The sequence below is a fragment of the Hyphomicrobiales bacterium genome (assembly GCA_002869065.1).
Classification (GTDB): domain Bacteria; phylum Pseudomonadota; class Alphaproteobacteria; order Rhizobiales; family Rhodobiaceae; genus Rhodobium.
This window is the reverse complement of sequence record PKTR01000005.1, coordinates 61653-75533: the sequence shown is the minus strand read 5'-3', so window position 1 is coordinate 75533 and position 13881 is coordinate 61653. Positions and strand designations below refer to the sequence as shown.

The 13881-nt window shown below is 64.7% G+C and carries 9 protein-coding genes; 6 read left to right on the top strand and 3 right to left on the bottom strand.

The genetic code is table 11. The annotated features are described in order from the left end of the window. Positions 1–380 precede the first annotated feature (380 nt). Positions 381–1862 (top strand): serine protease, encoded by a 1482-nt coding sequence (locus C0606_14360; GenBank protein ID PLX36615.1) that lies wholly within the window; start codon positions 381–383, stop codon positions 1860–1862. A gap of 73 nt (positions 1863–1935) precedes the next feature. Here the strand turns inward: C0606_14360 and C0606_14355 are convergent, their stop codons facing one another. Continuing rightward, entirely contained in the window at positions 1936–3171 is a 1236-nt protein-coding gene (locus C0606_14355; protein PLX36464.1) for a DUF1015 domain-containing protein, read from the bottom strand. A gap of 96 nt (positions 3172–3267) precedes the next feature. Here C0606_14355 and C0606_14350 point away from each other — a divergent pair, with 96 nt between their 5' ends. Continuing rightward, the gene (locus C0606_14350; GenBank protein PLX36463.1) at positions 3268–4152 is read left to right on the top strand and encodes a tRNA (adenosine(37)-N6)-dimethylallyltransferase MiaA; all 885 of its coding nucleotides are present in this window, start codon (positions 3268–3270) and stop codon (positions 4150–4152) included. A gap of 12 nt (positions 4153–4164) precedes the next feature. On the opposite strand, the gene C0606_14345 is transcribed toward C0606_14350, so the two are convergent. Continuing rightward, the gene (locus C0606_14345; protein PLX36462.1) at positions 4165–5715 is read right to left on the bottom strand and encodes a calcium-binding protein; all 1551 of its coding nucleotides are present in this window, start codon (positions 5713–5715) and stop codon (positions 4165–4167) included. Positions 5716–5918: 203 nt separating this feature from the next. On the opposite strand from C0606_14345, the gene C0606_14340 reads away from it, so the two are divergent. The 4 genes from C0606_14340 to C0606_14325 all read left to right on the top strand — a co-directional run bounded on the left by C0606_14340 (position 5919) and on the right by C0606_14325 (position 11132). Beyond that, positions 5919–6617: a TIGR02453 family protein gene (locus tag C0606_14340; protein PLX36461.1), complete on the top strand. Its 699-nt coding sequence runs from the start codon at positions 5919–5921 to the stop codon at positions 6615–6617. Positions 6618–6920: 303 nt separating this feature from the next. Next, positions 6921–8708, top strand: a complete 1788-nt coding sequence (locus C0606_14335) for an acetolactate synthase 3 large subunit (protein PLX36460.1) — start codon at positions 6921–6923, stop codon at positions 8706–8708. A gap of 94 nt (positions 8709–8802) precedes the next feature. Further along, the gene (locus tag C0606_14330; protein PLX36459.1) at positions 8803–9351 is read left to right on the top strand and encodes an acetolactate synthase small subunit; all 549 of its coding nucleotides are present in this window, start codon (positions 8803–8805) and stop codon (positions 9349–9351) included. 659 nt (positions 9352–10010) lie between these two features. Then, complete coding sequence (locus tag C0606_14325; GenBank protein PLX36458.1) at positions 10011–11132, top strand: ATP-binding protein; 1122 nt, start codon at positions 10011–10013, stop codon at positions 11130–11132. A 528-nt stretch (positions 11133–11660) separates the two neighbouring features. On the opposite strand, the gene C0606_14320 is transcribed toward C0606_14325, so the two are convergent. Beyond that, positions 11661–13793 carry a DNA ligase (NAD(+)) LigA gene (locus C0606_14320; GenBank protein PLX36614.1) on the bottom strand — a complete coding sequence of 711 codons (2133 nt, stop codon included), beginning with the start codon at positions 13791–13793 and terminating at the stop codon, positions 11661–11663. Positions 13794–13881 lie beyond the last annotated feature (88 nt).

Sequence of the window (13881 nt, the reverse complement as noted above, 5' to 3'; positions counted from 1 at the left end):
GCAAGCAAGCGCCATCAAGGCACGGCATGGCGCGGGCGATTCCCGCCCGGCAAAAACCACAATGCCGACGAAAATCCATTTCATACAGGTCGCGTCATACAGGTTGGGCGTTTCGGCTGGAGCGTTTCCCGAGAATGATGAATCATGGGAAGCGTTCCTGCTCTTTTTTTGCGTATCCTTGTCTGAAAACCGGTTTCCCCTTTTCGGGGATACGCTCTAGGTTCGGGCGCGGTACGGGAACGTGCCGACGTCACTTGAAAACACATGCGGATCGGCAAGGCCGACCGGGAGGAGACTGGCCGATGGCTTGGTTTGGATCGTTGGCGGGGTATGCGACGCGCGGTGGTTTGTTTGCGGCGGTGATCGGCGCGGTGGTGCTGATGGGAGCGTCGGCGGCAAATGCCGAGACGGCGGCTCCAGGCACGAACGGCGCGGCCGAGCAGCCGGCGGTGGTGGTCGGCGGCAACCCGGCGCATATGCATGGCCCGCGCTCGGTCGCGGATCTTGCCGAGGGCCTGATCGATGCCGTGGTCAACATCTCGACGACACAGGTGGTCTCCGGACAGCCCTCGGTGCCGACACCGGCTCCCGATGCGCCCAAGGGCTCGCCGTTCGAGGAGTTTTTCGAGGAGTTCTTCAACCGACCGAAAGAGAATGACCAGCGTCCGCGCAAGGTTCAGTCTCTCGGGTCCGGCTTCATCATCGATGGCAAGGAAGGCCTCATCATCACCAATAACCACGTCATCGAGGAAGCCGACGAAATCGTCGTCAATCTCAATGACGGGACGAAGCTGACAGCGGAACTGGTCGGCCGCGACACCAAGACCGATCTGGCGCTGCTGAAGGTCGAAACGGACAAGCCGCTGACCGAACTCGCGTTCGGCGATTCCGACAAGCTGCGCGTCGGCGACTGGGTGATGGCGATCGGCAATCCGTTCAATCTCGGCGGCACCGTGACGGTCGGCATCGTGTCGGCGCGTAACCGCGACATCAATTCGGGACCCTACGACAACTACATCCAGACCGATGCGGCGATTAACCGGGGTAATTCCGGCGGCCCGCTGTTCGACATGAACGGCAAGGTGGTCGGTATCAACACGGCGATCTTCTCGCCGTCGGGCGGGTCGATCGGCATCGGTTTCGCCGTGCCGTCCGCAATCGCGATGAATGTGTTCGATCAGCTGCGCCAATATGGCGAGACCCGCCGGGGCTGGCTCGGTGTGCGCATTCAGCAGGTCACCGACGAGATCGCCGAAGGGCTTGGGATGGAGTCGCCGCGCGGCGCACTGGTCGCCGGCGTGACGGAAGATGGACCGGCGGCGAAAGCCGGCCTCGAGCCGGGCGATGTGATCATCACCTTCGATGGGCGCGACGTGCCGGCCATGCGGGATCTGCCGCGCATGGTGGCGGAAAGCCCGATCGGCAAGGCCGTCGACGTGCTGATCCTGCGCAAGGGCAAGGAAGTCACCCTGCAGGTCGAGCTTGGCCGGCTAGAAGAAAGCGAAAGCACCGCGGAACCGGTCGAGGAAGTGCCGAGCGAACCGGAAGAGGCCGTTACGACGGTCAGCGTGCTCGGCATGACCGTGGTGCCGCTGAGCGACCAGCTGCGCGCGACCTATTCGATCGGCGAGGAGGTGATGGGCGTGGTGATCACCGACGTCGCCGCAGGCAGCGTTGCGGCGGAAAAGAATGTTGTCGCCGGCGATGTCATCGTCGAGGTCGGCCAGGAAGCGATCACCGAACCGGGCGATGTCGCGGAGCGGGTGAAGCAGCTGACGTCGGAGGGCCGGCGCTCGATCCTTCTGTTGCTGTCGAACGGACGCGGCGAGTTGCGCTTCGTGGCGCTCCGGGTCGAGAAATAGACCCAACGGCTTCGATCAAACGAAAAAAGGGCGGCCCGCGGGCCGCCCTTTGTTTTTGGTCGTTCGCGACGGATTAGTCGAGCACGTGCGAGACCATGCCGTCGGCAAGCTTCGGCTCGAACCAGGTCGATTTCGGCGGCATCACCTCGCCGGCGTCGGCGACCGCCATCAGATCTTCCAGGCTGGTCGGGAACAGCGCGAAAGCGATTGCCATCTCGCCGGAATCGACACGCTTTTCCAGTTCGCCGAGGCCGCGGATGCCGCCGACGAAGTCGATGCGGTCGTCGCGGCGCGGATCGGCGATGTCGAGCATCGGCGCGATGATGTTGTCATGCAGCAGGCTGATGTCGAGCCGGCCGACCGGATCGGCGGGAACGAGATCGTCATTGATCGTCAGCCGGTACCAGGCGCCGCCGAGATACATGCCGAACTGGCGCGGGCTGGCGGGTTTTGCCTGGCCTTCGACCTTTTCGACTGCGCACACGGTGCCGATCTTTGCGATCAGCTGATTGGCGGTGAGGCCGTTCAGGCTGGTGATCACGCGGTTGTAGTCGAGGATCTTGAGCTGGTGGTGCGGGAAGATCACCGTCAGGAACAGCCGGTGCGAGGCGTCGGCCGCGTCATCGCCGGCGGCGATGCGGGCAGCCGAGACGCGCGAGGCCGAGGCCGAGCGGTGGTGACCGTCGGTGATGTAGAGCGCCGGCAGCGCATCGAAAGCAGCCGTGATCTTTGCAATCGTGTCGGCGTCGAACACCGGCCACAGAATGTGGTGGATGCCGTCGTCGGCGGTGACGTCGAATTCCGGCTCACCGGCCGAGGCGCCGGCGATCAGCGCGTCGATCTCTGCGGATGCCGGATAGGCAAGCATCACCGGGCCGGTCTCAGCGTTCACCGCCTCGATCTGGCGGACGCGGTCGTCCTCCTTGGCCGGCTTGGTGAACTCGTGCTTGCGGATGCGGTTGGTGTCGTAGTCGGCGACCGAGGCGCCGGCGACGATGCCGGTCTGGGTGTGGTCGCCCCAGACGATGCGGTAGATGTAATAGGCGGGTGCTTCGTCGCGGGCGAGCACGCCGGCGTCGATCATCTTTTGCAGATTTTCCGCCGCCTTGGCATAAACGCTCGGATCGTAGGGATCGATGTCCTCGGCGAGGTCGATTTCCGGTTTGGAAATATGCAGGAAGCTCCACGGCCGGCCGGCTGCGCGTTCGCGCGCTTCGGCGCTGTTGAGAACGTCATAGGGCGGGGCGATGATCTCGTCGGCGCGGCCGGAAGCGGGCCGCAGACCACGGAACGGTTCGATGAGGGACACGGGGTATGTTCTCCGTCGTGAATGTTGGCAGCAGATGCGGCCTTGCGCCGTCGGACGCGCTCGCCTGCGTTCCCGTATCGGGCGGCAGGTGGCGCGATGAAGCTGCAGGGTAAACGCGCCGTTCTTATTGCAGGACCGACCGCAAGCGGCAAGTCGGCAATGGCGCTTCGCCTTGCCGCAGAGCATGACGGCGTCGTCATCAATACCGATTCCATGCAGGTCTATGACGTGCTGTCGGTTCTGACGGCGCGGCCGGATGCGGATGACCTCGCGCAGGCACCTCATGTTCTCTATGGCCATGTACCGCCGGCGGAGAGTTATTCGGTCGGGCAATGGCTGCAGGACGCCGCGGCGGCGATCGCGGAAGCCGAGGCGGCGGGGCGTCTGCCGATCGTCGTCGGTGGCACCGGGCTCTATTTCAAGACGCTGACCGAGGGGCTCGTCGAACTGCCGCCGGTGCCGGATGAAATTCGCTCACGACTGCGCGCGCGCGCCGAGGAGGAGGGCGCGCCGGCACTGCATGCCGAGCTCTCCCAGCGCGATCCGGAGATGGCAGCGCGACTGGTGCCGAGCGAGCCGCAGCGGATCATTCGTGCGCTCGAGGTGCTGGAGACGACCGGTCGCTCGCTTGCAGAATGGCAGCGCGAGCCGGCGACGCCGATCTTGCCGCGTGCCGAGACCATGCGTTGCGTGCTGTCGCCGGAGCGGCCGGTGCTGCATGCGCGGATCGAGCAACGTTTCTCGCTGATGATGGAAGCTGGCGCGCTCGATGAGGTGAAGGCGCTCCTCGCACTCGATCTCGAACCGACGCTGTCGGCGATGAAGGCGATCGGGGTGCGTCCGCTCGGCGCGTATCTCGCCGGCGAAATCGCACTCGACGAAGCGATCCGCCGTTCGGTCGTCGAGACGCGCCGCTACGCCAAACGGCAGATGACGTTCTTCAACGGCCAGCTCCGCGACTGGGAGCGGGTGACGTCCTGAACTGCATCCGCGTCAAACCAGGAAGTCGCCGGCGTCGAGGTCCGACCAGGTCACGCCTGTGAGCACGATCTCGTTCCTGCCGATCTTTGCGACCGCCGTGCCGTCGTCCCAGGATACCTGCTTGATATCGGAGAAGGAGTCGACGCCTGAGACGGCGCGCAGGTCGATCTTGTCGACATTCGGCTGGAAGTCGGTGATCTGGTCCTTGCCGAAGCCGTTCTGGAAAACGAAGAAATCCTTGTCGGCATTGCCGGTCATGATGTCGTTGCCGGCGCCGCCGATGATCCGGTCCCTTCCGCCTCCGCCATAGATGACGTCGGCGTCGTTGCCGCCCTTGAGCAGATCATTGTCATTGCCGCCGACGAGGGTGTCCCGCCCGCCGTCGCCTGACAGTGTGTCGGCGCCCGCGTCACCACTGAGGCTGTCGGCGCCGGGGCCGCCGAACGCGGTGTCGCGGCCCCCGCCGCCATTCACGGTGTCGTTGCCGGAATTGCCTTTCAGCGTGTCGTTGCCCGCACCGCCTTCAAGGAGGTCCTGGTGGTTGCCGCCCTCCAGCGTGTCGTTGCCGCCATTGCCTTCGAGGCGGTCGTCGTTACCGCGCCCGAGCAGGCGGTCGTTACCCGGCCCGCCGCGCAGCAGATCGTCGCTTTGCTCGCCGACCAGCGTGTCATGTCCGCCCTGGCCAAGAAGGGTATCCATGCCGCTCTGGCCGTTGACGTGGTCATTGCCGGCGCCCGATGCCATGCGGTTGGCAGCGCCGTTGCCGATCAGATCATCGTCGCCGCTGCCGGTGATGATGTTCTCGACCGTTGACAGCGCGCCGCGTTCGTTGCCCGAGGCGAAGCGGAAGATGAAATAGTCCTTGGCGGCGCGGATATCGACATAGACCGAGGTCGAGCCGGGGAACTTCGCCGTGTCGTTGCCGGCATCGCCGAACAGCCGGTCGCGTCCGTCCCCGCCCCTGACGATGATCAGATCGTCGCCGGCACCGCCCCGAAACAGGTCGCGACCGCTTGAGCCCTCGAAGGTGTCGTTGCCCGTGCCTCCCTCGAACACGTCGAAAAAGTCGCCGGAGGCAATGAAGGTGTCATCGCCGGCCTGGCCGAAAAGCCCGTCGCGCATACCGTCATTGCCGGCGCGCAGCGTGTCGTCGCCGTCGTTGCCGTAGACACTGTCTATGCCCTCTCCGCCGTCGAGGATGTCGTTGCCGGCCTCACCCCAAAGGGTGTCGTTTCCCGGATCGCCGAGCAGGCTGTCATTGCCGGTGCCGCCCTTGAGGGAGTCGTTGCCTCCGCCGCCGAAAACGGAGTCGGCGTCGGAGCCGCCCCACAGGAAGTCATTGCCGTCGCCGCCCCACAGCGTATCGATGCCTGGGCCGCCGTACAGCCGGTCACTGTCCTGATCGCCAGAGAGAACGTCGTTGCCGGTCTCGCCGTAGAGGGTGTCGGGGAAGGCGGCGCCGATCAGCGTGTCGTTGCCGCCACGGCCATACATCAGGTCGTCGAAGTCCGACCCGTTGATCAAATTGTTGCCAGCCCCGCCTTTATAGACAAAGGTCGCCATGGCGCGTCCCTCCTCGTCGTCCCTGTCTCAGGGTCGCCATCCGGGCGGGCGTTGTAAACCGCAGCTGCGACATTTTGTCGGGAAACCTTTGGTTTTTAGGTCGCGAAGGCGTGATTGCTTCCCTGCGTTCTTTATTTGTTCTAGAGGACGCAAGCGGCTAGAGTTGAGAACGACACTGTTCGGGGTGTGAAGAGGTGAGCGGTATGGACGGGTTCTCGGGTTTTTCGCCGGCGTTTTTCGATTTCTTCCGCGCCCTGAAGGACGACAACAGCCGGGAGTGGTTCACCGCCAACAAGGCGCGCTACGAGGCCGAGGTGGTGACGCCGCTGATGGCGTTCATTTCCGCCATGCAGCCGCATCTCAAGGCGATCGCGCCGCATTTCATCGCCGAGCCCAAAAAGCAGGGCGGCTCGATGTTCCGCATCTACCGCGATGTGCGGTTCTCGAAGGACAAGCGGCCCTACAAGGAGCACGGCGCCTGCCAGTTCCGGCATGAGGCGGGCGGCGGGCGCGATGTGCATGCGCCGGGCTACTACGTTCACCTCGAGCCGGGGCGGGTGATGTTCGGTGGCGGCATCTGGCTGCCGCCGTCCGACGCGCTCGCCGCCATCCGCCAAAAGATCGTCCGCGATCCGAAGGGCTGGGACATGGTGATCGGCGATGCCGACCTGCAGGCGGCGTTCGGCGGTATCGGCGGCGATGGTCTGGTGCGACCGCCGAAGGGGTTCGACGCCGGCCATCGGCATATAGAGGACATCAAGCGCAAGACCTTCTTCGTCATGCAGGAGGCCAGCGAAACGGACGCGGGCCGCGCCGATTTCGTCGAACGGGTGGCGGAGGCGTACAAGGCGGCGAGCCCGTTGATGCGGTTCCTGTGTTCGGCCAACGGGGTGCCGTTCTGACCCTCGGTAAGCCTTCAGCCGGCACCTGTGACATTCCGGCAACGAAGTGGCCGACTTTGCCCCTTGACCACACGAGTCCCCGGGCCTACAGTCCGCCGCGAAATTAACCGAATAGGGACGCGTGCCAGCAATGCGCACCACCATTCTTATCGTATCGACGCGCACCGCTCGGATGGCTCCCTAGCCGTCCCGATGGGTGGTGCGCTGACAAGGGTCCTTTTCAAGGGCCCTTTTTTGTTGCCGAAACCAGCTACTGCGTGAAGCAAACAGACCGCGTGAAGCACAACGGAAGGAAGACTCGACATGACACGCGAAATGACCGGAGCCGAGATGGTCCTCCAGGCACTCGTCGATCAGGGTGTCGAACATATTTTCGGGTATCCGGGAGGCGCGGTCCTTCCGATTTACGATGAGCTGTTCCAGCAGGACAGGGTCAAGCACCTTCTGGTGCGCCACGAGCAGGGCGCAGGCCATGCCGCGGAAGGCTATGCCCGCTCGACCGGCAAGCCGGGTGTCGTGCTCGTCACCTCGGGCCCGGGTGCGACCAACATGGTCACGCCGCTGACCGACGCGCTGATGGACTCGATCCCGCTCGTGTGCATCACCGGCCAGGTGCCGACTCATCTGATCGGCTCGGACGCCTTCCAGGAATGCGACACCGTCGGCATCACGCGTCCCTGCACCAAGTACAATTGGCTGGTGCGCGACGTGAACGATCTGTCGCGCATCCTGCACGAGGCCTTCGTGGTCGCCACTACCGGCCGCCCGGGGCCGGTCGTCGTCGACATCCCGAAGGACGTGCAGTTCTCGACCGGCATCTATACGCCGCCGAAGAAGCGCTCGAACGGCGATATCGCGAGCTCCTATCAGGGCTACCGGCCGCAGCTGAAGGGCAACATGGCGGCGATCGAAGAGGCGGTCGAGCTGATGGCCTCGGCCAAGAAGCCGATCTTCTACACCGGCGGCGGCGTGATCAATTCGGGCAAGGCGGCGAGCCAGCTGCTTCGCGAACTGGTCAAGCTGACGGGCTTCCCGATCACCTCGACGCTGATGGGTCTCGGCGCCTATCCGGCCTCGGACAAGCAGTGGCTCGGCATGCTCGGCATGCACGGCACCTACGAGGCCAACAATGCGATGCACGATTGCGACGTGATGATCTGCGTCGGCGCGCGTTTCGACGACCGCATCACCGGCCGGCTCGATGCCTTCGCGCCGCATTCCAAGAAGATCCACATCGACATCGATCCTTCGTCGATCAACAAGAACGTCCATGTCGACGTGCCGATCCTCGGCGATGTCGGCCACGTTCTGGAAGACATGACGAAGCTGTGGCGGACGGGTTCCAAGCAGGCCGACAAGAAGGCGCTGGCCAAGTGGTGGGAGATCATCGACGGCTGGCGGGCCAAGAACTGCCTGACCTATCGTCCGAACGACGACGTGATCATGCCGCAATATGCCGTGCAGCGTCTCTATGAGGCGACCAAGGGCAAGGACACCTACATCACCACCGAAGTCGGCCAGCACCAGATGTGGGCGGCGCAGTTCTTCGACTTCGAGGAGCCGAACCGGTGGATGACCTCGGGCGGCCTCGGCACCATGGGCTACGGCGTTCCGGCGGCGGTCGGCATTCAGGCGGCGCACCCGGACGCGCTCGTCGTCGACATCGCGGGCGACGCCTCGGTGCTGATGACGATCCAGGAGATCTCGACGGCGGCGCAGTACAATCTGCCGATCAAGATCTTCATCCTGAACAACCAGTACATGGGCATGGTGCGCCAGTGGCAGCAGCTCTTGCACGGCAACCGGCTGTCGGAGTCCTACGTCGAGTCGCAGCCCGATTTCGTCAAGCTCGCCGAGGCCTATGGCTGCGTCGGCATCCGTGCGCAGACCCCGGGCGAGCTCGACGAGAAGCTGCAGGAGATGATCGAGTGCGATCGTCCGGTGATCTTCGACTGCCGCGTCGTCAACGTCGCCAACTGCTACCCGATGATCCCGTCGGGCGAGGCGCACAACAACATGCTGCTCGGTGAGGACGTTTCCGACGAGGATGTCGAGAACGCCATCGGCGAAGACGGCAAGATGCTGGTCTAACGGTTCGCGGGGAGGGCCGCGGCTCTCCCCCGCCTTTCATGAGATTTCTTGTCGGGCACTGCCCGTACGGACGAAAAAATCGAAGCGAGTTGTCATGAACGCACAAGCATCCGGTTCCGCTTACTTCCTTACCAGCCGTTCCGAAGTTTCCGAGACGCACACCCTATCGGTGGTCGTCGACAACGAGCCGGGCGTCCTTGCCCGGGTCATCGGTCTGTTCTCCGGCCGCGGCTACAACATTGAATCGCTGACGGTGACCGAGACCGAGCACCAGAAGCATCTGTCGCGAATTACCATCGTCACCACCGGCACGCCGGAGGTCATCGAGCAGATCAAGAGCCAGCTCTCGCGGCTGGTGCCGGTGCACCGGGTCAACGATCTGACCGAGACCGGCCGTCCGCTGGAGCGTGAGCTGGCGCTGGTCAAGGTCGCCGGCACCGGCGACAAGCGCGTCGAGGCGCTGCGTCTTGCCGAGATCTACGAAGCCAAGGTGGTCGACGCGACGATCGAGCACTTCGTCTTCCAGGTCACCGGCAGCAGCCACAAGGTCGGCGAGTTCCTCTCCATCATGGAAACGCTCGGTCTGGTCGAAGTGGCCCGCACCGGCATCGCCGCCATGCAGCGGGGCAAGGACGCGCTGTAGGGCGGGGTTGATTCTTCCGCTCACGGCTGAGTGCGGACTGACGTCCGCTAGCCTCCGCGAGGGGCGCCCAACAGGGTGGCGGCCGTTCAGCCTTGCGAACCCAAATGGGTTCGGGTGAGCAATACGGCAAAGTGGGTGGGCACTGTGCTCGCCCGCACTCCCCGTCACCCCGGCCTTGAGCCGGGGTCCATTGCCCTTTTCGGCACGGTATGTCGATGCGGTTTCGCGCGCGCTCGATCCCAACCTCTTGCGTCATCCTCCGGCTTGACCGGAGGATCGTTCTCCATGCGGGCGACGGCTCCCTTCGTCTTCTGGTGCTCTGGTTTCCCTTGCCCGATTTGTTCCCTCGCGAAAGACGCGGCTGTTGAAGCCGATCCTCCGGTCAAGCCGAAGGATGACGGGGGGAGAGAGCCAGAGGATGACGAGGCGTCGCGAACGAGGTGTGACGAGGCGTCGCGAACGAGGTGTGACGAGGCGTCGCGAACGAGGTGTGATGAGGCGTCGAGAGCGAGGTGTGACGAGCGGCGAGTGAAAGACGGTTCGGGATCATGCTGCATGTCGCCCAAACAATGATGCGACATTCCTCTCTCGCCCCCTTCGTGTCCCGAATCGCCTAAGGTGGCCGCCGATCTCGAACCCGATGGAGGATCGGCGCGCCGATGAAATGGTCGCCGCAACAGGATGACGCGTTGCAAGCGGTGGAACGCTGGCTGAAGGCCGGGCGCGAGCAGGTGTTCCGCCTGTTCGGCTATGCCGGCACCGGCAAGACGACGCTGGCGCGCCATTTTGCCGAGCATGTCGATGGCGACGTACTGTTTGCCGCCTTCACCGGCAAGGCGGCGCAGGTGCTGCGCTCAAAGGGTTGCGACAACGCCCGCACCATCCATTCGCTGATCTACCGGCCGCGCGGCGAGGAAAAGGTCGAGGAGACCGGCGAGATGGCGCCGACCTTCTCGCTCAACCGGCAAAGTCCGGTCGCCAAGGCGAGCCTGATCATCATCGACGAATGCTCCATGGTCGACGAGGAACTCGGCCGCGACCTGCTGTCGTTTGGCACGCCGGTTCTGGTGCTCGGCGACCCGGGCCAGCTTCCGCCGGTCTCGGGTGGCGGTTATTTCACCGACGCCGAGCCGAACATGTTGCTGACCGAGGTGCACAGGCAGGCGCGCGACAATCCGATCATCGACATGGCTATGACGGTGCGTGAGGGCGGGCAGCTCGATTATGGCTCATACGGCGACAGCCGGGTGATCTCGCGCGACGATGTCGACCAGGATCTGGTGCTCGGCGCTGATCAGGTGCTCGTCGGGCGGAACCGCACACGCCGGCTCTACAATCAGCGTCTGCGTCAGCTGAAAGGCTTCACCGGCCTGCTGCCGGCAGCCGGCGACAAGCTCGTGTGTCTGAGGAACGATCCCGCCAAGGGGCTGCTCAACGGCTCGCTGTGGACGGTGATGAGCGCCGGACGGCCGACCGGACTGTCCGCTGCGCAGGCGCTGCAATTGCTGGTGCGCTCGGAGGAAGAGGGGCCCTATGGCACCTCGGCGAAGATCAAGCTCGCCAAGGCGGCCTTCGAAAGCGAGGAAGAGCTGCCGTGGCAGACGCGGCGGCGCTTCGACTCCTTCGACTACGGCTACGCGCTGACCGTTCACAAGGCGCAGGGTTCGCAGTGGGACGGTATCGTGCTGTTCGATGAGAGCTTCGCTTTCCGCGACACGCGCGAGCGCTGGCTCTACACCGGCATCACCCGGGCGGCAGAACGCATCACGATTGTGAAGTGAGTGGTGGGTGACGCCTCACAGGGCTTGGGTATCGCCGCGCATCCCTTCCCCCTTACGTCATCCTCCGGCTTGACCGGAGGATCGGCCGGCGACCGACGCGGCCCCGGCGCAATTGCATGGTGTTCGCCAGATTGCCTGTGATGCCCATCAACGCGTGTCAGTACAAGTGGAGAGCGATCCTCCGGTCAAGCCGGAGGATGACGTGCTGAGGGGTGGGGTTACAGGTTGAGGGTCAGAGCCGCTGGGCGTTATTGGATGCGCACGGCCGTTTCACAGTGCACTCCCCGTCACCCCGGCCTTGAGCCGGGGCCTATTGCCCCTCACGGACCGTTAGCCCGGTTCATCGGGTGCGGACGTCTGGCCCGATCTCGAAGGCTTCTACTTCCTGCCGTCGCCATAGGATCCCGGATCGCGCCGCTTCGCGGCTTGTCCGGGATGACGGGGAGGGGCAAACAGATATTTGCGGGGATCGGTCTTGATCGCGGCAAGAGCTGACCGGTGCACACGATGCGGGCCCGCCTCCACCCCCTACTCCCCCACCAGGTCGAACCAACCGTTCTCATCAATGACCTCGACGCCGAGGTCGGCGGCCTTTTTCAGCTTCGAGCCGGCACCCGGGCCTGCGACCACCAGATCGGTTTTTTTCGACACCGAGCCCGCCACCTTGGCGCCGAGCCGTTCGGCCATGGCCTTGGCCTCGTCGCGGGTCATGCGTTCGAGCGATCCGGTGAAGACGACCGTCTTGCCGGCGACCGGGGAGCCATCTGCGGCGACGGCCTCGGCCTGTTCCGGCGTCACTTCGGCGAGCAGCGCGTCGAGCACCGTCTCGTTGTGGTCCTCGGCGAAGAAATCGACGATTGCCTTCGCCACCACCTCGCCGATGCCGTCGATGTCGACGAGATCGCGCCAGGCCTCGCTGCCCTGATCGGCGGCAAGCATCGCAGCACGGAACGCCTCGAACGTGCCGTAGTGACGGGCGAGCAGCTTGGCGTTTTGTTCGCCGACATGGCGGATGCCCAGCGCGAAGATGAAGCGATGCAGCGCGATGGTCCGCCGCGCGTCGATGGCATCGAACAGTTTTTCCGCCGACTTGGTGCCGAAACCCTCGCGGTTCTTCAGTTTGATCAGGGAATCGGCGTCGCGGGCGCGCAGGGTGAAGATGTCCGCGGGGGTGCGGATGCCGCCTTCCTCAAGCGGCAGATCGTGGAACATCTCGACCTGCTTGTCGCCGAGGCCCTCGATGTCGAAAGCGTTGCGCGAGACGAAGTGCTTCAGCTTTTCCTTGGTCTGCGCCGGGCAGACGAGACCGCCGGTGCAGCGCCGCACCACGTCCTCACGGCCCTTGACGTTGATCTCGCGCACCGCGTGGCTGCCGCAGACCGGACAGGTGGTCGGGAACTGATAGGGCTCGGCGTCCGCCGGGCGGCGCGACAGGTCGACATCGACGATCTGCGGGATGACGTCGCCGGCGCGCTGGATGGTCAGCGTATCGCCGATTCGAATGTCCTTGCCGTCGCGGATTTCCTCGCCGCCCGCGCCGATGCCGCGGATGTAGTCCTCGTTATGCAAGCTGGCATTGGAGACCACCACGCCGCCGACGGTCACTGGCTCGAGCTTGGCGACAGGGGTCAGCGCGCCGGTGCGGCCGACCTGGATTTCGATGTCGTTCAGCACCGTCGTCGCGCGCTCGGCGGGGAATTTGTGGGCGATCGCCCAGCGCGGGCTGCGCGACACGAAGCCGAGCCGGCCCTGCAGATCGAGCCGGTCGACCTTGTAGACGACGCCGTCGATGTCGTAGCCGAGCGTTGCCCGCTGCACCTCGATATCGCGATAGACGGCGAGCATGTCCTCGACCGTCTCGCAGCGCTTCATCAGCGGGTTGACCGGAAAGCCCCAGCGGCCGAAGGCGGCGACCACGTCCATCTGCGTGTCGCCGGGCACGTCCGGCAGCTCACCCCAGGCATAGGCGAAGAAACGAAGCGGGCGAGCGGCGGTGATCGTGGCGTTTAACTGGCGCAGCGAGCCGGCGGCCGCGTTTCGCGGATTGGCGAAGATCTTGCCGCCTTGCGCCTCGGCGCGGGCGTTCAAGGCGGCGAAATCGGCGTGGCTCATATAGACCTCGCCGCGCACCTCGATGATGTCCGGCGCGTCGTCCGGCAGGGTGTGGGGAATGTCGCCGATGGTGCGGGCATTCGCCGTGACGTTCTCGCCGGTGGTGCCGTCGCCACGGGTTGCGGCCGTCACCAGGCGGCGGTTCTCGTAACGCAGCGAAAGCGACAGTCCGTCGATCTTCGGCTCGGCGGTGAAGGCGAGCGGCTCGCCCGGCATGATCTTTAGGAAGCGACGGACACGGGCGGCGAATTCCGCCACGCCCTCGTCGTCGAACGCATTGTCGAGCGAGAGCATCGGCACGGCGTGCCGGACCTGCGAAAAGGTCTCCGAGACGGCGGCGCCGACCCGCTCCGATGGGGAATCGGCGCGCTTCAGATGCGGGAAGCGGGCTTCGATGGCGAGGTTGCGCCGGCGCAGCGCGTCATATTCGGCGTCGGAAACGCTCGGCGCATCGTCCTGATAGTAGCGCTCATCATGGCCGGCGATCTCGGCGGCAAGGCGCTCAAGCTCGGCGGCAGCCTCAGCCTCGTCGAGCGCCTCCACCGCGATTGCCGCAAATGCCTGTTCCGCCTTCTTCTCGCCCGCCACGGCCTTCTCTCCGACATGGAATCTGTTCGGGTACTTCGTACCCTGTTTT